Origin of the sequence: Clostridium sp. 001 (assembly GCF_019056555.1) — a bacterium.
Classification (GTDB): domain Bacteria; phylum Bacillota; class Clostridia; order Clostridiales; family Clostridiaceae; genus Clostridium_B; species Clostridium_B ragsdalei.
This window is the reverse complement of record NZ_CP020473.1, coordinates 1,465,138-1,489,699: the sequence shown is the minus strand read 5'-3', so window position 1 is coordinate 1,489,699 and position 24,562 is coordinate 1,465,138. Positions and strand designations below refer to the sequence as shown.

General features: G+C 30.9%; 20 protein-coding genes, 4 tRNA genes and 2 other annotated features. Of the genes, 16 read left to right on the top strand and 8 right to left on the bottom strand.

Annotated elements, in window-relative coordinates; translation table 11 throughout:
- Nucleotides 1-42: 42 nt before the first annotated feature.
- The 3 genes from hslO to B5S50_RS06700 all read right to left on the bottom strand — a co-directional run bounded on the left by hslO (nucleotide 43) and on the right by B5S50_RS06700 (nucleotide 2,109).
- Nucleotides 43-933, bottom strand: coding sequence for an Hsp33 family molecular chaperone HslO (hslO, locus tag B5S50_RS06710; protein ID WP_217303414.1), 891 nt, complete (start codon nucleotides 931-933; stop codon nucleotides 43-45).
- Between the two features lie 29 nt (nucleotides 934-962).
- A complete protein-coding gene (locus tag B5S50_RS06705) occupies nucleotides 963-1,703 on the bottom strand; it encodes a class I SAM-dependent methyltransferase (protein ID WP_217303413.1) in 741 nt (246 codons plus the stop codon).
- Nucleotides 1,704-1,839: 136 nt separating this feature from the next.
- Nucleotides 1,840-2,109, bottom strand: a complete 270-nt coding sequence (locus B5S50_RS06700; RefSeq protein ID WP_217303412.1) for a small, acid-soluble spore protein, alpha/beta type — start codon at nucleotides 2,107-2,109, stop codon at nucleotides 1,840-1,842.
- Nucleotides 2,110-2,601: 492 nt separating this feature from the next.
- Here B5S50_RS06700 and B5S50_RS06695 point away from each other — a divergent pair, with 492 nt between their 5' ends.
- From B5S50_RS06695 to dapB, 3 genes are all read left to right on the top strand, one after another.
- Complete coding sequence (locus tag B5S50_RS06695) at nucleotides 2,602-3,594, top strand: aspartate-semialdehyde dehydrogenase (protein WP_065077792.1); 993 nt, start codon at nucleotides 2,602-2,604, stop codon at nucleotides 3,592-3,594.
- 56 nt (nucleotides 3,595-3,650) lie between these two features.
- On the top strand, nucleotides 3,651-4,532 hold the full coding sequence (gene dapA / locus B5S50_RS06690; protein ID WP_013240080.1) for a 4-hydroxy-tetrahydrodipicolinate synthase: 882 nt from the start codon (nucleotides 3,651-3,653) through the stop codon (nucleotides 4,530-4,532).
- Between the two features lie 138 nt (nucleotides 4,533-4,670).
- A complete protein-coding gene (dapB, locus tag B5S50_RS06685; RefSeq protein ID WP_065077791.1) occupies nucleotides 4,671-5,423 on the top strand; it encodes a 4-hydroxy-tetrahydrodipicolinate reductase in 753 nt (250 codons plus the stop codon).
- Nucleotides 5,424-5,523: 100 nt separating this feature from the next.
- Here dapB and B5S50_RS06680 read toward each other — a convergent pair whose 3' ends face one another.
- Complete coding sequence (locus tag B5S50_RS06680; RefSeq protein ID WP_065077790.1) at nucleotides 5,524-6,675, bottom strand: pyridoxal phosphate-dependent aminotransferase; 1,152 nt, start codon at nucleotides 6,673-6,675, stop codon at nucleotides 5,524-5,526.
- A 127-nt stretch (nucleotides 6,676-6,802) separates the two neighbouring features.
- Here B5S50_RS06680 and B5S50_RS06675 point away from each other — a divergent pair, with 127 nt between their 5' ends.
- Nucleotides 6,803-7,465 carry a L,D-transpeptidase family protein gene (locus B5S50_RS06675; RefSeq protein ID WP_065077789.1) on the top strand — a complete coding sequence of 221 codons (663 nt, stop codon included), beginning with the start codon at nucleotides 6,803-6,805 and terminating at the stop codon, nucleotides 7,463-7,465.
- A 139-nt stretch (nucleotides 7,466-7,604) separates the two neighbouring features.
- Here the strand turns inward: B5S50_RS06675 and B5S50_RS06670 are convergent.
- The 4 genes from B5S50_RS06670 to B5S50_RS06655 form a co-directional block, all read right to left on the bottom strand.
- Nucleotides 7,605-7,678: transfer RNA gene (locus B5S50_RS06670), tRNA-Cys, on the bottom strand.
- A 5-nt stretch (nucleotides 7,679-7,683) separates the two neighbouring features.
- Nucleotides 7,684-7,758 (bottom strand) — tRNA-Gly (locus tag B5S50_RS06665).
- Nucleotides 7,759-7,770: 12 nt separating this feature from the next.
- Nucleotides 7,771-7,846, bottom strand: a tRNA-Phe gene (locus tag B5S50_RS06660).
- 63 nt (nucleotides 7,847-7,909) lie between these two features.
- Nucleotides 7,910-7,985 (bottom strand) — tRNA-Val (locus B5S50_RS06655).
- Between the two features lie 244 nt (nucleotides 7,986-8,229).
- Between B5S50_RS06655 and ytxC the strand changes: the two genes are divergently transcribed.
- The 12 genes from ytxC to B5S50_RS06595 all read left to right on the top strand — a co-directional run bounded on the left by ytxC (nucleotide 8,230) and on the right by B5S50_RS06595 (nucleotide 24,508).
- Entirely contained in the window at nucleotides 8,230-9,129 is a 900-nt protein-coding gene (ytxC, locus tag B5S50_RS06650; protein WP_065077788.1) for a putative sporulation protein YtxC, read from the top strand.
- 838 nt (nucleotides 9,130-9,967) lie between these two features.
- Nucleotides 9,968-11,881, top strand: coding sequence for a threonine--tRNA ligase (gene thrS, locus B5S50_RS06645; RefSeq protein WP_217303411.1), 1,914 nt, complete (start codon nucleotides 9,968-9,970; stop codon nucleotides 11,879-11,881).
- 46 nt (nucleotides 11,882-11,927) lie between these two features.
- Nucleotides 11,928-12,058 (top strand) — a sequence feature (ribosomal protein L20 leader region).
- A gap of 22 nt (nucleotides 12,059-12,080) precedes the next feature.
- Nucleotides 12,081-12,602, top strand: a complete 522-nt coding sequence (gene infC / locus B5S50_RS06640; RefSeq protein WP_217303410.1) for a translation initiation factor IF-3 — start codon at nucleotides 12,081-12,083, stop codon at nucleotides 12,600-12,602.
- Nucleotides 12,603-12,621: 19 nt separating this feature from the next.
- Nucleotides 12,622-12,819: a 50S ribosomal protein L35 gene (gene rpmI / locus B5S50_RS06635; protein WP_013240073.1), complete on the top strand. Its 198-nt coding sequence runs from the start codon at nucleotides 12,622-12,624 to the stop codon at nucleotides 12,817-12,819.
- Nucleotides 12,820-12,847: 28 nt separating this feature from the next.
- Nucleotides 12,848-13,207, top strand: a complete 360-nt coding sequence (rplT, locus tag B5S50_RS06630; RefSeq protein ID WP_013240072.1) for a 50S ribosomal protein L20 — start codon at nucleotides 12,848-12,850, stop codon at nucleotides 13,205-13,207.
- A 78-nt stretch (nucleotides 13,208-13,285) separates the two neighbouring features.
- Nucleotides 13,286-14,068 carry an RNA methyltransferase gene (locus B5S50_RS06625; RefSeq protein ID WP_217303409.1) on the top strand — a complete coding sequence of 261 codons (783 nt, stop codon included), beginning with the start codon at nucleotides 13,286-13,288 and terminating at the stop codon, nucleotides 14,066-14,068.
- Nucleotides 14,069-14,174: 106 nt separating this feature from the next.
- Nucleotides 14,175-14,400: a binding site (T-box leader), on the top strand.
- Nucleotides 14,401-14,460: 60 nt separating this feature from the next.
- The gene (gene pheS / locus B5S50_RS06620) at nucleotides 14,461-15,474 is read left to right on the top strand and encodes a phenylalanine--tRNA ligase subunit alpha (RefSeq protein WP_217303408.1); all 1,014 of its coding nucleotides are present in this window, start codon (nucleotides 14,461-14,463) and stop codon (nucleotides 15,472-15,474) included.
- 542 nt (nucleotides 15,475-16,016) lie between these two features.
- Nucleotides 16,017-18,398, top strand: coding sequence for a phenylalanine--tRNA ligase subunit beta (gene pheT / locus B5S50_RS06615; protein ID WP_217303407.1), 2,382 nt, complete (start codon nucleotides 16,017-16,019; stop codon nucleotides 18,396-18,398).
- A gap of 162 nt (nucleotides 18,399-18,560) precedes the next feature.
- Nucleotides 18,561-19,160: a cell division protein ZapA gene (locus tag B5S50_RS06610; RefSeq protein WP_013240068.1), complete on the top strand. Its 600-nt coding sequence runs from the start codon at nucleotides 18,561-18,563 to the stop codon at nucleotides 19,158-19,160.
- A gap of 82 nt (nucleotides 19,161-19,242) precedes the next feature.
- Nucleotides 19,243-21,612: a DUF3656 domain-containing protein gene (locus B5S50_RS06605; RefSeq protein WP_217303406.1), complete on the top strand. Its 2,370-nt coding sequence runs from the start codon at nucleotides 19,243-19,245 to the stop codon at nucleotides 21,610-21,612.
- A gap of 56 nt (nucleotides 21,613-21,668) precedes the next feature.
- Entirely contained in the window at nucleotides 21,669-24,029 is a 2,361-nt protein-coding gene (locus tag B5S50_RS06600) for an endonuclease MutS2 (protein WP_217303405.1), read from the top strand.
- A 14-nt stretch (nucleotides 24,030-24,043) separates the two neighbouring features.
- On the top strand, nucleotides 24,044-24,508 hold the full coding sequence (locus B5S50_RS06595) for a DUF523 domain-containing protein (RefSeq protein WP_065077779.1): 465 nt from the start codon (nucleotides 24,044-24,046) through the stop codon (nucleotides 24,506-24,508).
- Nucleotides 24,509-24,562 lie beyond the last annotated feature (54 nt).

The window sequence follows — 24,562 nt, the reverse complement described above, 5'->3', positions numbered from 1 at the left end:
AACATATAAAAGTTTAAGTATGTAGATAATTTGTATTTAATATCAGGATTTTTTTGTGCAGTTTTTAAGTATTTCACCTATTTGCTCATGGGTAAATTTATAAGATGTCTTACAAAAGTTACATTTTAATTCTTCAGTTTTTCCTTCATTATAAATTTCCTCTAAATCTTTTTCGCCTATGCTTATAAGAGCCTTTTCAACTCTTTCCCTTGAACAATCACATTTATAAGTAGGTGTTAGTTCATCTAATATCTTTAATCCCATATCCTTAAAGATATCATTTAATATTTGTGAAATACTCATGCCCTTAGCTAACATATTTGATATAGGTGGAATTTCCTGTAATCTATATGTAACTAAGTCTGTAAGCAGATCTTCTGCTCCAGGAAGCATCTGAATTATGAATCCTCCTGATGCCTTTATACTTAAATCTACATCTACAAGAACTCCAAGGGCTACTGCAGATGGAGTTTGCTCTGAAACTGTAAAGTAGTAAGCTAGATCATCTCCTATTTCTCCAGTTTGTATAGGAATTTTGCTGGAGTAAGGTTCTCTAAGTCCCATATTTCTTATTACAGTTAAATTTCCATTAATTCCAATGATACCACCTACGTCTAGTTTTCCCTTACTATTTGGGGGAAGATCTGCAGAAGGGTTTCCTATATATCCTTTTACATGACAGTCGGCATAGGAAGTTACAGATATTCCTTTAGCTTCACCGCCTCCTGAAATTATAAGGGATAAACTATCTTTAGGTGATTTTAACATTGACCCCATAAGGCTTCCTGCCGTGAGCATTCTTCCAAAGGCTGCTGCAGCTGTAGGAGCACATTCATGGATTTTAACAGCTGCATTTACTAGATTTGTAGTAGAGGCTGCTATTATTCGAATGTTATCATCTTTAGCTGTAGCTCTTATTAATTTATCTATCATTTAATTTCCATCTCCTAATCATACGTGTATTAAAGTTTAGTTACTATATATGATATTCTTTCAGAAACATCAGTTACAGTTTTATCACTGTAGTTGTCCAATTTATTTATAATTTTAAATCCACAATTTTTCAATGCGGATTCTATGTACTCACAGGTATAAGCTCTTTCACGATGGTTTTCATCAAATCGTTTATAAAAATCCTTATGACGTATGAAAAATGTGAGGTACATGTCCACAATATCATCTTCTAAATAATTTTCCCATATATAGGTAATATCTTCATCGTCGTAAGTATAGGTATTGTTACCTAGTATATTTGTAATTTTGTAATAGGAATTTATATCAAATAGGAATATTCCATTGTTTTCTAAATGATTGGACACACTTTTAAAGTAATTTTGTAATTCTGATTCTTTTAATATATAGTTTGTAGAATCAAGACAGCAAGTTATGAGATTGAATTTCCTGTTTAACTCGAAATTAGTTATGTCTTGACATATAAAGTTTACTTTTAATCCACTGTTCCTAAGCTTTATATCTGCTTCTGATAGCATTTCACTGGATAAATCTACTGCCCAGGTATTTTTAAAATAAAATGCCAACTTTTCTGTCATATTACCTGTACCACAGGCTAAATCCAGATAATTTTCTCTATCTATATTTAATTTTTCACATATGTTTATAATTTTTTTAGCCCATGAGCTGTAATCTATATCGCTGTTTATTAGATTGTCATATATATGAGCAAATTTTCCATAACAGTTCATTTTTATTTCCGTTATGAGATTTTCATAACGGTCTTTAACTCCCTTCTTACAGGTATTTTTATAGGTGTTTAAAGTTAAAAAAGGTAAAATTGTATTTATCAATTAATATTATATATTTTTAAGGTATAAGTCAAATTTATTGTTTATCTTTGCTTTTATGATTGTTTATTAGATTTTCATTTTTAGGTATATTTAATTCTTTTTTTCTCTTAGTCATCATGCCGCCAATTCTTCCGGTTTCTTCAGCTGTTAAACTGCTCCAGCCAAGTGAAGTAACTTTCTCTTTTAATCCTAGTTCTTCAGCTATTTCATATTTTAATTTTTCTCTGAGTTTTTCAGCTTCTGTAAGCTCTCTGTTTGATTTCAATTTTGCCTTTATAATTTTTTTTAATGGAGTTTTTGACATTGATACCATCCTCCCACTTTTACTATAGATTATTTTTACCCCAAAAGCGAGATTTATACATACTATAATTATTATAGAATAAATACATAATATACTATAATAATTATAGTATATATTTTAAATATAATACACATTTAAAGGAGCAAATTCGATGATATTAATGTAACTATAAGGATATTATGGAAATTAATAAGTTTCCTAAGTAGAATTATTATTTGACTTTTAAACAAAAACAATCAATTTTATTCTAAAGCGCATTATATATTGCATATAATGCATTAAGCAGTATGAAGTATGCGCTATTTTTAATTCCCAATAATATTTATTTCTATGAACATATTTCAAAAGTTTAGTGTAAAATATTTAGTAAGATATATTTAAAATTAAATAGGTTATCTTTATTAAGATATCATGGTATTATATTTAATAATAGATCTTAAACTTAAATATTTAATCAATTTATATTATAAAATTTTTAGGAGGAATATTAAAATGAGTTGTAACGTGGCAGTAGTTGGATGTACTGGAATGGTAGGAAGAAAATTTATAGAGGTGCTGGAAGAAAGAGATTTTCCAATAGAAAAATTGTATTTGTTTGCATCTGCTAAATCAAGTGGAAAAATATTAAAATTTAAAGATAAAGATTATACTGTAGAGGAATTAAAAGAAGATAACATAAAAAATAAAAAAATAGATATTGCTCTTTTCTCAGCAGGTGGAAGTGTAAGCCTTAAATTTGCACCTGTATTTTCAAAATATGGTGCAGTAGTTATAGATAATAGTAGTGCTTGGAGAATGGATAAAGAGGTACCTTTGGTGGTTCCTGAAGTAAATCCAGAGGATATAAAATGGAATAAAGGTATAATTGCAAATCCTAATTGTTCGACTATACAAGCCATAGTGGCAATTAAACCTCTTTATGATAAATATGGAGTAGAAAGAATTGTATATTCTACATACCAGGCTGTATCTGGCGCTGGAATGGGAGGATATAATGATTTACTAGAAGGATATAAGGGAAATGCACCTAAGAAGTTTCCATATCCAATAGCAGGAAATATACTTCCTCATATAGATGTATTTTTGGAAAATGGATACACTAAAGAAGAAATGAAAATGGTAAACGAAACAAGAAAAATATTACATGATGATACTTTGAGAGTTACAGCTACTACAGCAAGAGTACCAGTAACTTATTCTCATAGTGAAAGTATAAATGTAGAACTTAAAAAAGACTTTAAAATAGAGGATATTTTTGAATTGTACAAGAATGCTACTGGAGTAGTGTTAAAAGATGATGTGGACAATTTAGTATATCCAATGCCAATAGAGGCAGCAGGAAAAGATGAAGTATTTGTAGGAAGAATAAGAAGGGACTTTAGCGTAGAGAATGGATTAAATCTATGGGTTGTAGCAGATAACATAAGAAAAGGCGCTGCTACTAATGCTGTTCAAATAGCAGAATGCATAGTTAAGGATAAATAACAATACATTTTAAGATGATAAGCATATTAAATTTCAATTGAGAAGGGGTGCTTTTAATGAGCTTATTTAAAGGTTCAGGGGTAGCTATTATTACCCCATTTAATGATAATGGGGTGGACTTTGATAAATTAAAAGAATTGCTTGAGTGGCAAATAAAATCAGGCACAGATGCAATAATAATTTGTGGGACTACAGGTGAAGCTTCCACTATGACTGAAAAGGAAAGAAAAGATACAATAAAATTTACAGTAGATACTGTTAATAAGAGAATACCAGTTATTGCAGGTACAGGCAGTAATTGTACAGAATCTGCCGTAAACATGAGTAAATGGGCAGAAAGTATAGGAGTAGATGGAGTTCTTGTAATCACACCTTACTATAATAAAACTACACAAAAGGGATTGATAGAGCATTTTAAGGCAGTGTCTTCAGCTATAAAAACTCCTATTGTAGTATATAATGTACCTGGAAGAACGGGATTAAATATACAGCCTAAAACTTTAAAAGAATTATGCAAATTGGATAATGTGGTAGCTGTTAAAGAAGCCAGTGGAAATATAAGTCAAATTGCTAAAATGAAAGCTCTATGTGGGGATGATATTGATTTATATTCTGGAAATGATGATCAGACAGTTCCTATAATGTCTTTAGGAGGGCTTGGAGTTATATCTGTTCTAGCAAATATTATTCCTAAAGATATGCATGATATGTGTAAATTATTTTTAGAGGGCAATGTAAAAGAAGCACTAAAGATGCAATTAAAGGCCCTTACACTTATGAATACTATGTTCATAGAAACAAATCCTATACCTATAAAAACTGCTATGAATGTTTTGAATATGAATGTTGGAAATTTAAGACTTCCACTTTGTGACATGTCTAAGGAAAATTTGGATGTTTTAAAATCAGAGCTTAAAAACTATGGACTTTTAAAATAAAAAACAAGTCTATTTAAATTATTGTGTAAAACGAAAGTTAACTTTCTTTAATTTAACGTGAAAGATTTATTTCTTTCACGTTAATCAATATGTGACTTTGTAATTAATGATTATTAAATAGTTTGAGGAGAGGTTTAAATGATTAAAATTATACTAAGTGGATGTAATGGTAAAATGGGAAAAGTAATAACCAATTTAGTAGAGGATTTCCCGGACTTATCCATATCTGCAGGAATAGATAAGAAAAATGAAAAATTAGAATTTCCTGTGTTTACCAATATATTAGAATGTAATGTAGAAGGAGATGTGATATTAGACTTTTCAAGACCGGATTCCTTGGATTCACTTCTACAATATGGTAAGAAACATAATATAGGAATTATATTTTGTACTACAGGATATAGTGAAGAACAAATTAAAAAAATTCAGGAAGCCTCAAAGTCTATTCCAATTTTTAGATCTGCCAATATGTCTATAGGTATAAATGTCATAAATAAAGTATTAAAAGATGTAAGTGCTCTTTTATATAAAAACTTTGATATAGAGATAATAGAAAAACATCATAATCAAAAAGTGGATGCTCCAAGTGGAACAGCATTACTTTTAGCAGATACAATAAAGAATTCTATACCAGAAAAGGTTGACTATGTAAACGGAAGAGAAGGAATTAGAAAGAGAGTTCACAACGAAATAGGCATTCATGCCGTAAGAGGTGGAACTATAGTAGGAGAACATGAAGTTATATTTGCAGGTCAGGGTGAGACTATTGAGATAAAGCATACTGCTATTTCAAGAGAGGTTTTTGCCGTAGGAGCACTTCATGCTTGTGAGTTTATGTATAAGAGAGAAAAAGGCTTTTATTCAATGGAAAATGTAATTAATGGTAAATAATATAAAGGGCTGTTCACTAATTAGTGTGTCAGCCCTTTTAAAGTGTACATATGTTTTTAAACAATTGACCATTAATAATGGAAAACTATGGAGGGTTTATTTATATTTTTAAAGTGCCTAACCATTTTTCTATTTTTGATAGAGATAATTTAAGTTCTTCCATACTGTAGGCATAAGATATTCTCACATGAGCTTCTCCACCTGGTCCAAAAGCTGAACCTGGTACTATGGCTACACCACCTTCTTTTAGAAGTTTTTCACAGAAATCATTGCTGTTCATGCCAAATTTTTTTATTGATGGAAATATGTAAAAAGCACCTTTGGGTAGGTTTACCTCGAATCCCAAGGATTTTAACCTGTTGAAAACATAATCTCTTCTTTCCATAAATTTAGACTTCATGTAGTTTACATCTTCCATACAGCTTTTTAAACCTTCATAAGCTCCCCATTGAGAAATGGAAGGAGCACAGGATACATTGTATTGGTGCACTTTTATTATCTCATTCATAAAGTATGTGTTTGCACATACATAGCCTATTCTAAGACCTGTCATTGAGAACATTTTGGAAAAACCACCTATTAAAATAACTTTATCCTTTATTTCCTTGTATTGTGCAATAGAGTAATAATTTTTTTCAAAGCATAATGAAGCATATATTTCGTCACTTAACACTAATACATCATTTGCTTTCAGTAAATTAAATAAATTAGTACTGTCTTCTTTAGACAAAATAGCACCTGTTGGATTACAAGGATAGGAGAGAACTATTAATTTAGGATTTTCTTTCTCTAATATTTTTTTTAAACTGTCAAAATTAATAGAAAAGTCATCGTTTAAACTGTAGTTTAGTACACTTCCACCTAAAATTTTTACACAGCTTTCATAAGCAGGATAGGCAGGGGTTGGTATCAATACTTTATCACCTGTATTTACAAGAGTTGCAAATACATCCATTAAAGCTTCGCTTCCGCCTATGGTAATGCAGGTTTCTTCTGCAGTATAATGTATGTTTAAATTTGCAAGATATTTTGATATTTCTTCTCGGAGCTCTATAATTCCAGCATTTGAGGTATATCCGGTTTTATTTTCTTCAATAGACTGTATCATGGCTGCCTTAATTTTTTTAGGTACATTAAAATCAGGCTGACCTAAGGTTAAAGATATGGCATCCGGGTAGTTAACTAACTTGTTATAAAATTTTCTAATACCTGAAAGTTCTATAGAACTAATATTTTTTGATATACTATTCAAATTTTCACTTCCAATCTATATATTTATTTATTTGAATTGTACTCTAATTCATAAAATTATTCCACTTTTTATATATACGTATATTTTCATTATGAAATAAAACACTAGTAAAGTGGAGGTGTAATTTTTGAGAAAAATATCTTTTGTATTATTGTTAATTTTGTTTTTCCCTAATGCATCGATAATTAGAGCTAAGGAATCCAAGAAAAACCTTGGAATACTGGTAGATATTACAGAAGAAATGCTGTATCTTATTGATAAAGATAAAAACACAATTATAAGAAAATATCCTGTGGCTAGCGGTAAATCTGAAACACCTTCACCTATAGGAACTTGGAAGGTTGTCAGTATGGCTTCTTGGAGCGGAGGCTTTGGCACAAGATGGATAGGATTAAATGTCCCCTGGGGTAAATTTGGAATACATGGTACAAATAAACCGCATAGTATAGGAGGTCAGGCTTCTCATGGATGTATAAGAATGCTTAACAGCGATGTAGAAGATTTATATAATTACGTTTATTATGGTATGATTGTAGCTGTTTATGGCGGTCCGTATGGCCCCTTTGGAAAAGAATTGAGAATATTAACCCCTGGAGTTCGGGGAGCAGATGTGTATGAAATACAGAGAATGTTAAAAGATGCGGGATACTACTGTGGAAGTATGGATGGTATCTATGGAGAGAGTATGAAAAAATGTGTGATGAAATTTAGAAGGGATAATAAACTTCCGGAAAGCCATGATGTGGATAAGAATTTTTATAAAAAGCTTAGAATAATGTTGATGGACTAATTTCCACAATAATAGCTACTATTGCATAGGCTTATTATTTGTGATATATTTTGTGCACCATAAGTAATTGACTTTTAGCTGTATTACAATACTCTTCATACAATAAAAAAAGCAGTCCATTGAATAGACTACTTTTTTATGGAGGCGCCATCCAGATTTGAACTGGAGATAAAGGTTTTGCAGACCTCTGCCTTACCACTTGGCTATAGCGCCATTATTGGAGCGGAAGACGAGATTCGAACTCGCGACGTTCACCTTGGCAAGGTGACGCTCTACCACTGAGCCACTCCCGCATATTTTAAATCTGGTGGCCAGACCAGGAATCGAACCAGGGACACGAGGATTTTCAGTCCTCTGCTCTACCGACTGAGCTATCTGGCCAAAGACAATACATTATCTCGAATATTTATAAACTACACTCTAAAGAAGTAATAGTATATAAATTGGTGGGCACAACAGGGCTCGAACCTGTGACCCTCTGCTTGTAAGGCAGATGCTCTCCCAGCTGAGCTATGCGCCCTTACGACAATATTGTCACAACAGTTAATATTATATCTTGGTATATGTATATTGTCAATACTTGTGCATTAAATATTTGTAATAATTTTATCTAATGGCTGCCTACTATAATATTCCCACTAAATAAGATTCATTGATAAATTAATTGGGTATTTCTGGAGAATTTAGCTGTCGATATTTGACAATAGAAATTTGAATATAGATTTATTTTAGACACATACTATTTTGGAAGGGAGTGTTGAGAGGTGCTGTTATTGACTATGGTATATAGTAAAGAAAGAGAGTGTATAATCCAGGGAATAAGAGATTTAAAAGAATATTTTAAAAATAAGAATGTGCTCATTGGAATATATGAAAATATTGAAAAAGGTACTCACTTCCTTAAGGTGTTTTGTGATGGTGAAATTAACAATAAACTTATGAATATATTTAATATGTGTGTTTCAAATATAATTTACAATATATTGGTAGATGAATTTTATGAAAAAGATGCTATGCTTTTTTTATCAGATACGTATTTCTTTTTAAAATATGAAGATTTAGAGAAAATTGGAGAAAAGAGCATGGAAGTATTAAAGGGAAGAAGCACAATTATAGATGAAAATTCCATTTACTGTATAAATAAGAAAAACGATATCTTGGATAAAATATCAGATTGTATGGCTGAAAATAAGGAAATAAACGTAGATGGTTTTATAACTTTTAGAAAAAAAGAAATTTTCAATGATTTAGAGGTCATAGTTGATAAAGTAGTTGAAAAATATATGGTAGAAAAAGAATACGATGAATTTATAAAACTTTTAAAGTATTTTGTGGATATCCAAGAGAGCAAAATAGATTATGTAAATATAATTATTGATAATGATGGAAGCTATATTATAAAAAATAAAAAAGGAGAAGAAATAACAGATAATTTTTTTAGAGATTTAACGGAATTAAGATATGGTAGTGATACTCATTCTGATGATATTTTAATAAGTGCACTTATAACTAATTCACCTGAAAAAGTAGTTATTCACTGTGTGGAAAATTGTAAAAATACAGAACTTATTGATACTATTAAAAAAGTGTTTACGCATAAAGTACAATTTTGTAACAATTGCAGTATCTGCAAGACTATAAAAAATAGTTTAAATAGGGTGTAGATATTTTTAATTAATAGTTAATAATGAAGAATTAATAGTTAATGTGGATTTTTTCGTTACACTACAAAAAATCTTTAATTAAGATTTTCACCACTAGTTTTGCTAAAGCAAAACATTACTAAGAACTGACTTATATAAATTTAAAGATTTTTTGTGATAGCTAAAAATCATCCTTTACTATTAATTTTTCATTATTAATTCTTAACTTGCGAAGCTTTGCTTCGCATTATTTTTATATTAACTCAAAATTTCATATATGCGAAAGTTAATATTCAGAGTATGATTTAATTTTTTATGTAGAAGTCTTCGTATGCTATAGAATTGGACAACTATTGAATAAAAAAATTTACATTCTTATATTGACATACCCCTTGTAGAATAATATAATAAGCTCAAATAGGATAAAGACCATGAAAAGGAAAAGTAAGTAAATCAATTACCTTAAGAGAGAAGGATTTTAAGCTGAAATATCCTTTAGGCAAGATTTATTGAATACCACCTTTGAGTTGCATACTGAAATTAAGTAAGTATTTCCCGCTAATCTGCGTTATGGATTCAAAGATAATAGCATATTGCTTTTAATTTTTTAATTAAAGCAGTCAGTTTAATATTATAAGTAATTGTGAAAAAAGTTTTAATTTACATCTAGTGTGTGTAGTGCATTTTTTTTGCAGTATATTTATTTGTTTTATAAAAGATTAATGCTATTAATTTGGGTGGAACCGTGATAATACTCGCCCCATTTTGTGGGAGAGTTTTTTTATTGCTTAATTTTAAGTTTCAAGTACTGTTTGAAGGTAAATTCAGTATAAAACTAATTATATAAGGAGGAGTAAATATGATAAAGATAATCTTAAAAGATGGTAAAGAACTTGAAGTAGAAAAAGGATTAAAAGTAGCTGATATTGCAGCAAAATTAAGCACTTCACTTGGTAAAAAGGCTCTAGGAGCTAAAATAAATGGTAAAGTAGAAGAACTTAACAAGGAAATTAATGAAGATTGTAAACTTGAAATTTTGACATTTGAAGATGAAGATGGAAAAAAGATATTGAGACATACTGGATCTCACATACTTGCACAAGCAATTAAAAGATTGTATCCAGAAGTGAAATTGGCTATAGGACCTTCTATAGATGATGGATTTTACTATGATATGGATGCTGATTTTTCATTTACACCGGAATTGCTTGAAAAAATTGAAGGTGAGATGAATAAGATAATAAAAGAAAATGAAAAATTGGAGAGATTTGAACTTCCAAGAGATGAAGCTATAAAATTAATGGAAGAAAAGAATGAGCCTTATAAAGTTCAGCTTATAAAAGATTTGCCTGAAGATGAAGTTATATCTTTTTATAAACAGGGAGATTTTGTAGATTTATGTGCAGGACCTCATGTACCATCAACAGGTAAAGTTAAAGTTGTAAAACTTCTTTCGATTGCAGGAGCTTATTGGAGAGGAAATGAAAAGAACAAAATGCTCCAGAGAATATATGGTACTGCCTTTGAAAAAAAGAATGACCTTAAAGATTATTTAACAATGATGGAAGAGGCTAAAAAGAGAGATCATAGAAAGCTTGGAAAGGAACTTGATCTTTTCAGCATACATGAAGAAGGACCTGGATTCCCATTTTTCCATCCAAAGGGAATGATCATAAGAAATGAACTTCAAAATTACTGGAGACAAGTTCACCACAAAGCAGGATATGATGAGATAATGACTCCTATTATATTAAATGAAGAATTGTGGCATCAATCAGGACATTGGGATCATTATAAAGAAAATATGTATTTTACAAAAATAGATGATGAAGATTATGCTATAAAGCCAATGAACTGCCCTGGTTCTATACTTGTTTATAAGAACAAAATACACTCTTATAGAGACCTTCCTATAAGATATGGTGAAATGGGAATTGTTCATAGACATGAAAAATCTGGAGCTCTTCATGGACTCATGAGGGTAAGATGCTTTACTCAAGATGATGCTCACATATTTATGACTAAAGATAATATGAAAGATGAAATAGTAAAGGTAATAAAACTTATAGACAGTTTCTATAAAGTATTTAAATTTGAGTATTTCGTTGAATTATCAACAAGACCTGAAGATTCTATGGGAAGTGATGAAGACTGGGAAGCTGCAACTGAAGGACTTAAAGATGCATTAAAAGCAGTAGGACTTGATTATAAAGTAAATGAAGGAGATGGAGCTTTCTACGGACCTAAGATAGATTTCCACTTAAAAGATTCCATAGGAAGAACTTGGCAGTGTGGAACTGTTCAATTGGATTTCCAGATGCCAGAAAGATTTGATTTAACTTATGTTGGAGCAGATGGGGAAAAGCACAGACCAGTTATGGTTCACAGAGTTGTATTTGGATCTATAGAAAGATTTATAGGAATTTTGATAGAGAACTACGCAGGAGCATTTCCAGCTTGGCTTGCACCAGTACAAGTTGAAGTAATGAATATTACTGATGCTCAAGATGACTACGTAAATGAAGTAGTTGAAAAGTTAAAAGAAAATGATATAAGAGTAGAATCAGATATGAGAAATGAGAAGATAGGATATAAGATAAGAGAAGCTCAAATGCAGAAAGTTCCTTATATGATTGTACTAGGAGAAAAAGAAATGAAAGATAAAACTATATCTGTAAGAAGTAGAAAAGGCGGAGATATGGGAACTATGGCACTAGATGACTTCATTTCAAAACTTAAAGATGAAATAGATAAAAAAATAAGCGATATATAATTAAAATTATATATTGACTATAAGCTATAACAATAGTATAATATAACTCGTTAAGAAGAAACTAGCCGTTTCTCACCTTACGGCACAGCCAGTAAGGTTATGAAGATTTCTTAATTAAAAGGATTCTTTATTATTGATGTATTCAAAGGACGGCGGTAGCTGTCCTTTTTTATATGCTTTGTTAAATTCCACCTAGGAGGTGAAAATCATTAATAAAAGTTTTCTTATAAATCAGGATATAGTAGAAAAAGAACTAAGAGTTATTTCAGATGATGGAAGTCAAATGGGAATTATATCATCAAAAGAAGCATTAAGACTTGCAGAAGAAAAGGAATTGGATTTGGTTATGATATCTCCAAATGCAAAGCCACCGGTTTGTAAAATTATGAATTATGGGAAATTTATGTATGAGCAGGTTAAAAAAGATAAAGAGGCTAGAAAAAAACAGAAAGTTGTTAATATAAAAGAAGTTAGATTTAGCCCTAAAATAGAAGAACATGATATTTCCATTAAAGCTAAAAATGCAAGAAAATTTTTACTTGCAGGAGATAAAGTTAAAGTTACTGTAAGATTTAGAGGAAGGGAAGCTGATTATTCCTTTATAGGTAAAAAAATTTTAGATATATTTCATTCTAAACTTCAGGATGTTTGTGTAATAGAAAGGCAACCTAAGCTTGAAGGAAGAAACATGATAATGTTTTTATCAGCAAAGAAAGCATAATTGAGAGGAGGAATTTATTATGCCAAAAATGAAAACTAAAAGAAGTGTAGCAAAAAGATTTAAGATTACAGGAACTGGTAAGTTAAAGAGATCAAAAGCTTTTAAAAGTCATATACTTACAAAGAAAAGTGCAAAAACTAAAAGAAATTTAAGAAAAGCAGGACTTGTTTCAGAAACTCAAGAAAAAATCATGAAAAAATTAATGCCTTACGTATAATTGAAGGATTCTAAAAGGAGGTTTTACTATGGCAAGAGTAAAAAGAGCAGTGAACGCTCGTAAACATCATAAAAAAATATTAAAGCTTGCAAAAGGTTATTATGGCGGAAAAAGTAGATTATTTAGAACTGCTAATGAAACAGTTTTAAGGGCTCTAAGATATTCATATATAGGAAGAAGATTAAAGAAGAGGGACTTTAGAAAGTTATGGATAGCTAGAATAAATGCTGCAACTAGAATGAATGGACTTTCATATTCCAAGTTTATAAATGGAATAAAGACTGCAGGCATTAATATGAATAGAAAGATGCTTTCAGAAATAGCTATAAATGATCCTAAAGGATTTACTGAATTAGTTGAAGTAGCTAAAAAACAATTAAATGCATAATATTATATTACATAAGGAGTACAGCATAATTTTGCTGTACTTTTTTATAGGCAAATTATCATAATAAGGTGGACTATTATGGATATAATTAAAAGTAAAGATAATGCACATATAAAAGAAGTAAAAAAGTTAAAGGAAAAGAAATACAGGGTTCAGGAGGGCAAGTTTTTAATAGAAGGCTTTAGGTTTGTAAGAGAGGCGCTTTATTCTGATTTCAAAATATCTTCAATTTTTCTAAGCAATGATTTTACAGATAAGTGGAGAAAATTTTTGTTAAAAGAGAATTTTGAGTGCAATTTTCCTGTGTATCTTATGGAAAATAGTGTATTTAGAGCTATGGTAAATACTGAAAATCCCCAAGGAATAGCTGCGGTAGTGGAAAATAGAGAATTGAAAGTTAAAAAGGAAAATGGATTTTATGTATTGGCAGATAAGATTCAAGATCCAGGCAATATGGGTACTATAATAAGAAGTGCACATGCTTCTGGAGCTTTAGGGGTTATAATTACAAAGGGAACGGTAGATATATATAATGAGAAGACGTTGAGATCAACAATGGGATCTATATTTCATGTACCTGTAATATATGATGGAGACTTGAAAAAAGTAGAGCTTCTCAGGAAAAGTGGATTTAAGTTGATAGGAAGCTCTCTAGATACGGATATTAGCTTTTATAGTGCAAATTTAAAGGGAAAAGTTATAATTGCAGTGGGAAATGAAGGCAACGGTCTTAGTAAAACCATACAGAATGTTTCTGATATAAAGGTAAAGATACCAATGCCAGGTGGTGCTGAATCATTAAATGTATCCACGGCGGCGTCTATAATGATGTTCGAAGCAGTAAGACAAAATTTAATTTAATGTTGACAATGTGTAAATATATATGTAAAATTTAAAGATATAAACAGAATTCTTGACACCATTTAGAACAGGTAGTCATTGGATAAATAATAAAAGTTGAATAAGAATATTTACTGTGAAAGAGAAAGTAGATATATGATTTTTATCAGAGAAAAAAAGTCATGGCTGAAAGCTTTTTTTAAAACATTATATATTGAAGTTCCTCCTGGAGTACTGGCTGTGAAATTATAATTAGTAGTCAGCGGTTAATTATCGTTAAAATATACAAAGAGGATATTATTTTCTAATAGTATCAATTTGGGTGGTAACGCGGATCAAAGTTCGTCCCTTAGAGGGATGGGCTTTTTATTTTGTTTTAAATTAAAAAGATTGTAGTGAAAGGAGAGTTTAAAATGAAAGAAGAATTAAAACAGATAAAGGAAAATGCCTTTAGCGAATTAAAAAATAGAAAGTTAGATATAGAGGATATAAGAGTTAAATATTTAGGCAAAAAGGGAGAACTTACAAAAATACTCAGGGGCATGAAGGATCTTTCCAAAGAAGAAAGACCTGCAATTGGTAAGCTTGCCAATGAAGTGAGGAGTGCACTGGAAGATGCTATAGAAGAGGCATCAAAAAAGATAAAATCAAGTGCTACACAAGCAAAACTGCAGAATGAAACCATTGATATTACTATGCCTGGTATAAAGCAAACTGTAGGAAAGCGTCATCCGCTAGAACAAACACTAGAAGAGATGAAACAGATATTTATTTCTATGGGATTTACTATAGAAGAAGGTCCTGAAGTAGAGAAGGATTATTATAACTTTGAAGCACTTAATATACCTAAAAATCATCCAGCAAGGGGTGAACAGGATACCTTTTATATAAATGACAATGTAGTTCTTAGAACTCAAACTTCTCCAATACAGGTAAGAACTATGGAAAAACAAAAACCTCCAATAAAAATGATATCTCCAGGTAAAGTTTATCGTTCAGATTCAGTGGATGCAACTCATTCACCTATATTTTATCAAATGGAAGGTTTAGTAGTTGATAAAGGTATAACTTTTGCAAATTTAAAAGGTACTCTTGAGTTATTTGCCAAAAAGTTGTTTGGAAATGACGTGCATACAAAATTCAGACCTCATCATTTCCCATTTACAGAACCTTCTGCAGAAATGGACGCTACTTGTTTTGTATGTAATGGAAAAGGATGCAGGGTATGTAAAGGTGAAGGATGGATAGAACTTTTAGGATGTGGAATGGTTCATCCACAGGTACTTAGAAATTGTGGAATAGATCCTGAAGTTTACAGTGGATTTGCTTTTGGAATGGGTGTAGATAGGATGGTCATGTTAAAATACGGAATAGATGATATAAGAAACATGTATGAAAGTGATATGAGATTTTTAAATCAATTTTAATAGAGTTTCTAAATTGAAATTGACATATCCACCGAATATAATAACAAATTTCATCACCATAAAAACTTTTAATAAGTCTAAAGTTCGATATTTTGAAAATCTAAGAAGCTTATCTAAACTCGTACCTCAAACATATCTAAGCTTCTAAGATTTTCTAAAATATCTCACTAAGACTTATCAAAAAAGTTTTTAACCGTGATTTCAATTTTGTTATCATATTGGCGGATATAGATTCAATTTCATTTAGAATCTTATGTTAAATTTCTATCTTAAAAATAAAATTCATGCGCAGATATATTTTTACAATAAAGAAGCTCTTTTAAATATTTTGTATATAAGTCTTAGAAAAAAATTCGCAAAAACTTAGAACTTTTGAATTGTCTGAGGCACGAGTTTTCAAAAGTTCTTAGCTTTTTTAGAATTTTTTACTTAGACTTATCAAAATATTTAATGAGCTGAAGGTTGTAAAAATATCTCGGAGAATAATTTTATTTTTAACTAGAAAGTCTATCAAGATTAAAAATTTGAAAGGAGATTTTTGTATGAAAGTTCCAGTAAAATGGTTAAAGGATTATGTTAAAATAGATATTCCAGGAAAGGAATTAGGAGATAGATTGACTTTAAGTGGTTCAAAACTTGAAGAGGCAATTGTAACTGGAGATGAAATTCAAAATGTAGTTACAGGTAAGATACTTAAGATAGAAAGTCATCCTCAGGCAGATAAACTCGTTGTATGTCAGGTGGATGTAGGAAAAGAAGAGCCTATTCAAATTATAACAGCTGCCACTAATATGAAAGAACAAGATATAGTTCCTGTAGCACTTCATGACTCTACACTTCATGGTGGAGTAAAAATAAAAAAAGGAAAACTAAGAGGTCTTATGTCAAATGGAATGTTTTGCTCTGAGGAAGAGCTTGGCATAGCAGGAGATAAGCCTGTATATGGACTTATGATTTTAAAAGAAGATACACCAATTGGAAAGGACATAAAGGAAGTACTTGATATGACAAGTACTATACTTGATTTTGAGATAACTTCAAATAGACCTGATTGTCTTAGTATGATAGGAATGGCAAGGGAAACTGCTGCAACTTTAAATGAAAGCTATAAAATGCCAGAATTAGATTATAAGCCTTCTTGCAGCGAAAATATTCAAAACACATTAAAAGTAGAGATAAAAGATAAGCTTTGCAAAAGGTATATGGCAAGGGGCATAAAAGATGTAAAAATAGAGCCATCACCTTCATGGATGCAGGAGAGACTTTTAGAAGCAGGTGTAAGGCCAATAAACAATATAGTTGATATAACTAATTTTGTAATGCTTGAAATAGGAGAACCTATGCATGCTTATGATGTAAGGGAGATAAAATCGGGGACTATAGTTGTAGAGAGAGCTAAAGATGGAGAAAAGTTTACTACTCTTGATGAAGAGGAAAGGCAACTAGATCAGAATATGCTTACCATTAAAGATGGAGATAGGGCTATCGGACTTGCAGGAATAATGGGAGGTCTTAATTCTGAGATAAGAGATGATACTTCTTCTATAGTATTTGAGTGTGCTAACTTTGATGGGACTAATATAAGAGTTTCTTCACAAAAGTTGGCACTTAGAACAGAAGCTTCAGGTAGATTTGAAAAGGATCTTGATCCTAATTTAGCTGAAATTGCTATGAACAGAGCTTGCAATTTAGTTGAGATGCTAAAAGCAGGAAAAGTTATGGAAGGTACAATTGATGTATATGATGAAAAAATTGAACCTCACAGCGTAGACGTTGATTCCAACTGGGTAAATAAATTTTTGGGTACTGAAATACCTAAGGAAAATATGGTAGATTATTTAAATAGACTGGAATTAAAAACTCAGCTTAAAGGAGACGTTTTACATATAGATGTTCCTACTTTTAGGGGAGATATAAATATAAGAGAAGATGTGGCAGAAGAGGTGGCTAGAATATATGGATACAGTAATGTACCTACTACTGTAATAGAAAGTGTAAGTACAAGAGGAGGAAAGAATCCAAAGCAAAAGCTGGATGATAAATTGGTAGAAACACTTATTTCAAGTGGATTAAATCAATCCATAAGTTACTCTTTTGTAAGTAGGAAAGTATTTGATAAAATACTTTTACCTGAAGATAGCAAGCTTAGAAATGCTATAGCTATAAAAAATCCTTTGGGAGAAGACTACAGCATAATGAGAACAACTACATTAGCGTCTATGATGGAATGCTTAGGTAGAAACTATTCAAGAAAAAATGAGATTGTAAGGTTATTTGAAATTGGAAGAGTGTATCTTCCACTAGAAAATGGTGATACTTTACCTGAAGAAGATAATATTGTAACCATTGGAATGTATGGTGAATGTGATTACTTCAATTTAAAAGGTATAGTGGAAAACATATTAGATACCTTAGGAATAGAGAAGATTTCTTTTAAGAGAGAAAGCGATAATCCAACTTTCCATCCTGGGAGAACAGCTGCCCTTTATGTAAATAGAAAGTTAGCAGGAGTGCTTGGAGAAATTCACCCAACTGTATGCGAAAATTATGGTATAGATGAAAGATGTTATATTGCTGAATTAAACTTAGATGTTTTGTATGAACATGCTGATTCAGATAAGAAATACAGACCTCTGCCTAAATTCCCTGCAGTTTCTAGGGACCTTGCAGTTTTAGTAGATGACAATATAATGGTACAGGAAGTAGAGGACATTATAAGAAAGCAGGGAGGAAATATCCTAGAGAAAGTTAAGTTGTTTGATGTTTATAGAGGAAAACAGATAGAAAGTGGAAAGAAGAGCATAGCTTATTCAATATCTTATAGAGCTGAAAATAAAACTCTTACAGATAAAGAAGTTAATAAAGTTCATAGCAAAATAATAAGATCACTAGAGCATAATTTAGGAGCACAACTTAGACAATAAGGATTCATTGATCAATAAGGCTGGATGAATTTAATGTTCATCCAGCTTATTTTATGATGCTTTAGCTCTTTAAGGTAAAATAAAATATTTCATATGTGAAGAATTTGTGATAGAATGTTGTTATAAAGAATTGGAAACAGCATGATCTAAGAGGGTGTTTAAATGAATATGGTGACGGTTTTTATAAATGGAATTGAATATAATTTAAAAGGTGACGAGCAAGAAGAATACCTACATAAAGTAGCAAGTTATGTAGATAAAAAAGTTAAGAGTATTATAAAAAATAATAGCAAATTAAGCACTTCCTCAGCAGCTGTTTTATCGGCACTTAATGTAGCAGACGATATGTTAAAAGCTCAGGAAAAAGAAGGTCAGTTGTCAGGAAGAGTGGAGGAGTTAGAAAGAGTAGGAAAAGTATACGAGGATCAGATCAGTTCTTTGAGAAAGCAGCTTAGGTATACGGAGGAACTTAATGCTGAACTTAAAATAAAACTAAAGAATAGCAGTAGTAGTGAGGCTTTAAAAGAAAAAGACGAGAAAATAAGCAAATTAGAAGAAGAAATAAAAATTATAAAAGAAGAAGCTCAAAAGTATATGAATGAAAATACCAAAATGGTGGCACAAAACAAAGAACTGAAATTTCAAGTACAATCGGGTAAGTATAAAATAATAGATCTTCAACATAAGCTAGAAGAAAACCAGATAAGTCTGGCAAAAGAGAGAAAAAAGAAAAATGCTCTTTTAAATAATGGAGTAAAATAAAATCCGAACTGACGATGGTCTTGGTTCGGATTTTATTAGTGAGTGAATAAATTTAAATATTTAAACAGGAGAAGATGGAATAATGAAAAAAGTAGAATTATTAGCTCCAGCAGGAAATTTAGAAAGTTTATATGCGGCAGTTCAAGCAGGGGCAGATGCTATTTATCTTGGAGGAAATAAGTTTTCTGCAAGGGCTTATGCTTCTAACTTTGATGACAAGACAATGGAAGAGGCAGTGGAATATTGCCATCTATATAATGTAAAGGTATATGTTACTATAAATACTATAATGAAAGAAAAGGAATTAAAAGAAGCTTGTAAATATGCTGAGTTTTTGTATAATGTAGGAGTAGATGCCCTTATAATACAAGATATAGGATTGGCATCTCTTTTAAGAGAAAAGCTTCCTGAACTTGAACTGCATGCTTCTACTCAAATGACAGTACATAATGGAGAAGCTGCTTTGTCTTTAAGCAAACTAGGTTTTAAAAGAATAGTACTTTCTAGAGAACTTTCATTAAAAGAAATAGAGTATATATCTAAAACTCTCAAAATAGAAACGGAAATATTTATACACGGAGCTCTTTGCGTTTGCTATTCTGGACAGTGTCTTATGAGCAGTATGATTGGAGGAAGAAGTGGAAATAGAGGCAGATGTGCCCAGCCCTGCAGGCTTCCCTATGAAATTGTAAATAAGAAAGATAAAGATAAGGATAAGGGGTATATTTTAAGTCCAAAAGATATGTGTGCTATTGAAGATATTAAGGAAATAATAGAAAGTGGAGCAAGTTCCTTGAAAATAGAAGGAAGAATGAAAAGACCGGAATATGTGGCAGGAGTTGTATCGGAATATAGAAATGCCATTGATAATTTCTATCAAGACGGTAAAAAATTAAAGGATTTATCTTATATAGAAGGCAGTAAAAAAAGACTTTTGCAATTATTTAATAGACAGGGATTTTCAAAGGCTTACTTGTATAAAAATACTGGAAAAGATATGATGGCGTATTCTTTCCCTAAGAATACAGGTATAGAAATAGGTGAAGTAAATAGTGATAAAATCGTTCTACTTACTGAAGATATATCAGAAGGAGATGGAGTGAGAATTGGAACTAGTGGTTTTACTATTTCTAAACTGGTGAAGTCCGGAAAAGAAACTGCAAAGGCTTATAAGGGAGAAAGGGTCAAAATCTTTCCAGCAAATTATAAAGCAGGAGATAGGATATATAAAACCTCTGACTTAATTCAGCTTCAAAAGTTAGAAAAGATATATGAAGATCATTATGGCAAGAAAATTAACTTATGTTTAAAAATACAATTTGAAGTTGGAAAGCCAGTTACTTTGTACTGCAATTACGATAAAAATGATTTTAGGGTAGAAGGACAAATAGTAGAAGAGGCTCTAAAGCAGCCTTTGAGCAAAGAGAGAATATATAAAAGTTTAAATAGAACTGGAAATAATATATTTAAATTTGATAGCATAGAATTTGAAATATTTCAACCTGGATTTTTGCCTATATCTGATTTAAATGAAATTAGAAGAAAACTTTTAGATGAAATCAAGCAATATATACTAAATAGAAATAAAAAAAGTAGTATTTCAAGCAAAAAAGTATATGGAGTATCTGTGCTGAAAAATAATCTTGATAAAGTATATTTACCGCCTAAAATGGTATTTGTAAATACTAATGAGCAATTAAAGGCAGTGATGGAATCAAGTTTTGAACACATATGCATAAATCCATTTAAACAAATTAAAATAAATAATTTAAATAATCTTGAATCTAAAAAAATATATATTAAAGTTCCCAATATAGTTAAAAACGAATTTAATTATATAGAGAAATTTATAGATAAAAACTTAAATAAAATTGAAGGCATAGTTACTGCAAATTTAGGTATAATAAGTAAGTTTAGAAATAAGCTAAATATATTAGGTGATTATAAGTTAAACATAACAAACAGCTGTGCACTGGATTTTTATAGCAAAATTATGAATGGATCTTGTTTAAGTGTGGAACTAAGTAAACATGAAATAAATGAGCTAATTAGAAATAGTAATTTTAAAGCTCAAATGTTTGTATATGGAAAAGTGGAGCTTATGGTAAGTGAGTATTGTGCTATAGGAAGCACTTTTGGAGGTAAAACTACTTCTAAAAATTGTAAAGGTGCTTGTAAAGAAGGGGAGTTCTTTCTTATAGACAGAAAGAAAAAAGAGTTTCCATTAGACACGGATGAATTCTGCAGAAGCTACATATATAATTCTGTTGCAACTAACCTTATACCACATATAGAAGAACTTAGAAATATGGGAATTGATAGTTTTAGAGTAGATTTTATTGATGAAAATTATAGCAAGACTAAAAAAATATTAGAATGCTTTGAAAAAGAAGAATTTCATGGTGATTTTAGTGAGTTTACCAGAGGACATTATAAAAATAGTATAGAGTAAGGCTACGGGTAACACAAAATTAAAGTCATTTGATCTGAAGGGATTGGTAAATTTAAATGAACGAAAAATCATTAAAGGTTTTAGAATTTTATAAAGTTAAGGAAAGATTAAAGGATTACGCAAATACTGGAGCAGCTAAAGATTTAATAGAAAAATTAAGCCCTTATGACAACCTGTATGAAGTGAGAGAACATTTGCAGGAAACAAGAGAAGCTTTAAAACTTCTTGTAACTAAAGGCAATCCTCCTTTTGAAGGGGTTTATGATGTAAGACAGGGTATAAAAATGGCAGGAAAAGGTTCTACATTAATGCCAGGACAAATTCTTAAAATAGGAGCAATACTTAGGGCTGCGAGGAGAATTCAGAAGTATATAACTGTGTCGGAAGATGAAGAACATTTTAAAATTATAGAAGATATATGTGCAGGTATTGTTCCTTTAAAAAATTTAGAAGATGAAATTTTTATAGCTATAGAAAGCGAAGATGAAATATCTGATAAGGCAAGTTCTCTTCTCTACAATATTAGAAAAAGTCTAAAAGATAAAAATGCTTCAGTAAGAGATAGGGTAAATTCACTTATAAGAAGTTACTCTGATTATCTGCAGGATAACTTATATACCATGAGGGGAGACAGGTACGTGCTTCCTGTAAAAGCGGAAAATAAGTCATCCGTGCCAGGACTTGTCCATGATCAAAGCTCAAGTGGGGCAACTCTTTATATAGAACCTATGGGACTTGTAAATTTGAACAATGAAATAAAGGAACTAAAATTAAAGGAAAAAGCAGAGATAGATAGGATATTAGCTGAACTGTCTCAGCAAATATATGATAATATAACTGTAGTTGAAAGAAATGCAGATATAATATGGGAACTTGATTTTATATTTGCTAAAGCTAAATTTGGCAGTGAGTTAAATGGAAACATTCCAAATGTAAGTGAAAATGGAGTAGTTAATATTATAGAAGGAAGGCATCCACTTATAAATAAAAAAACAGTAGTACCTATGGATGTATATATAGGTAGAAATTTTAGCTGTTTAGTTATAACAGGACCTAATACAGGAGGAAAAACTGTAACTCTCAAAACTATAGGGCTTTTACATATTATGGCGCTAAGTGGACTTATGATACCTGCTAGGGAGAATTCTACTGTAGGATTTTTTACAGAGGTATTTGCAGATATTGGAGATGAACAGAGCATAGAGCAGAATTTATCTACATTTTCATCACATATGACTAATATAGTAAATATTATTGAAAAGTTTGATGAAAAATCTCTTGTGTTGTTTGATGAATTAGGTGCAGGTACTGATCCTACAGAAGGTGCAGCTCTTGCAGTATCCATACTTGAAAACTTAAGAAAAAGAGGATGCACTATAGTAGCTACAACTCATTACAGTGAATTAAAAGTGTATGCTTTAAAAAATGAGGGAGTGGAAAATGCATCTGTAGAATTTGACATAGAAACTTTGAGACCTACTTATAGGCTTATGATAGGAGTACCGGGAAAGTCTAATGCTTTTGAAATATCTAAAAGGCTTGGACTGCCAGATTTTATAATAGAAGATGCTAGAGAAAATATAGCTAGCGATGCCTTACAATTTGAAGATTTAATTCAAAGCCTTCAGGAAAAGAAATCAAAAGCTGAAACTTTTGCTAGAGAAGCAGAAATACTAAAAAGTGAGGCAGCTAAAATCAAAGAAAAGTATGAAGAAAAAGCAAGTAAACTTCAAAATATAAGAGATAAGGCTATCATTGGAGCGCAGAGAGAGGCAAAAGAAATAATAAGAAGTTCTAAAGAAGAAGCAGATAAAATTCTAAAGGATATGAGAGAACTAGAAAGAATGGGATACACTTCTTCTGTAAGACATAAATTAGAGGAAAATAGAAAAAAACTTAAGGATAGATTAGAGAAAACTGAAGAAAAGTTGTATGATAATAAAAATGATGTTGGAGAAGAGCTTAAATCTGTAAAAGAAGGGCAGGAAGTATTCATACCTTCATTAAATCAAAAAGCAGTGGTACTATCTAAACCTGACAGTAAGGGGGAAGTACAGGTTCAAGCAGGAATCATGAAAATAAGTGTGAAGTTGAAAGAATTGAGAACTTCTAGTGGCAATTCAAAAAGTGAAAAGAAAAAGTTAAAAAGAGAAGCTAAATTAAATTTAAGAAATGTTTCAAGTTCAGTGGATTTAAGGGGAATGGACTCTATAGAGGCAACTTATACTGTAGACAAATATTTAGATGATGCATACATGGGAGGACTTAAAGAAGTTACTATAATACACGGTAAGGGTACCGGAGTGCTTAGAAATTCTATAACTGATATGTTAAAGAAGCATTCTCATGTAAAGAATCACAGGCTTGGAGAATATGGTGAAGGTGGCACAGGAGTTACAATAGTTGAATTGAAATAAGGAGTGTGGCTGGAGTGATATTAGTAAGTGCATGCTTGTGTGGCATTAATACTAAATATAATGGGCAAAATAATCTTTGTGAGAAAGTACTAAGTCTTGTGAAAGAAGGAAAGGCGCTGCCCTTATGTCCAGAACAGTTAGGTGGATTGAAGACTCCTAGAAACCCTTGCGAAATATGTGGCGGTACAGGTAAAGATGTGATAGATGGAAAAGCTGCTGTAATAAGTTCTAATGGAGAAAATTTTACAAGTGAATTTTTAAAAGGAGCCTATGAAACTTTAAAAGTAGCTAAGGCATGTAATATAAAAGAAGCTATTTTAAAGTCTAAAAGTCCATCCTGCGGTTTTGGTAAAATTTATGATGGAAATTTTAGTGGAAATATTATAGAGGGTGCCGGAGTAACAGCAGAACTTTTAAGCAAAAACCATATAAAGATATATGGAGAAAATGATTTTAATAAGGCATTTGAAAGAAAATAGGCTGGCATATGGATTAGTTATTTCTTTGAAAATGTCTAAACTTAATATTTAAAT

Bases quoted from the DNA above. Each gene is read 5' to 3' on its own strand.
- hslO (WP_217303414.1), bottom strand. From the start codon at position 933: ATGATAGATAAATTAATAAGAGCTACAGCTAAAGATGATAACATTCGA.
- B5S50_RS06705 (WP_217303413.1), bottom strand. From the start codon at position 1,703: ATGAACTGTTATGGAAAATTTGCTCATATATATGACAATCTAATAAAC.
- B5S50_RS06700 (WP_217303412.1), bottom strand. From the start codon at position 2,109: ATGTCAAAAACTCCATTAAAAAAAATTATAAAGGCAAAATTGAAATCA.
- B5S50_RS06695 (WP_065077792.1), top strand. From the start codon at position 2,602: ATGAGTTGTAACGTGGCAGTAGTTGGATGTACTGGAATGGTAGGAAGA.
- dapA (WP_013240080.1), top strand. From the start codon at position 3,651: ATGAGCTTATTTAAAGGTTCAGGGGTAGCTATTATTACCCCATTTAAT.
- dapB (WP_065077791.1), top strand. From the start codon at position 4,671: ATGATTAAAATTATACTAAGTGGATGTAATGGTAAAATGGGAAAAGTA.
- thrS (WP_217303411.1), top strand. From the start codon at position 9,968: ATGATAAAGATAATCTTAAAAGATGGTAAAGAACTTGAAGTAGAAAAA.
- rpmI (WP_013240073.1), top strand. From the start codon at position 12,622: ATGCCAAAAATGAAAACTAAAAGAAGTGTAGCAAAAAGATTTAAGATT.
- rplT (WP_013240072.1), top strand. From the start codon at position 12,848: ATGGCAAGAGTAAAAAGAGCAGTGAACGCTCGTAAACATCATAAAAAA.
- B5S50_RS06625 (WP_217303409.1), top strand. From the start codon at position 13,286: ATGGATATAATTAAAAGTAAAGATAATGCACATATAAAAGAAGTAAAA.
- pheS (WP_217303408.1), top strand. From the start codon at position 14,461: ATGAAAGAAGAATTAAAACAGATAAAGGAAAATGCCTTTAGCGAATTA.
- pheT (WP_217303407.1), top strand. From the start codon at position 16,017: ATGAAAGTTCCAGTAAAATGGTTAAAGGATTATGTTAAAATAGATATT.
- B5S50_RS06610 (WP_013240068.1), top strand. From the start codon at position 18,561: ATGAATATGGTGACGGTTTTTATAAATGGAATTGAATATAATTTAAAA.
- B5S50_RS06605 (WP_217303406.1), top strand. From the start codon at position 19,243: ATGAAAAAAGTAGAATTATTAGCTCCAGCAGGAAATTTAGAAAGTTTA.
- B5S50_RS06600 (WP_217303405.1), top strand. From the start codon at position 21,669: ATGAACGAAAAATCATTAAAGGTTTTAGAATTTTATAAAGTTAAGGAA.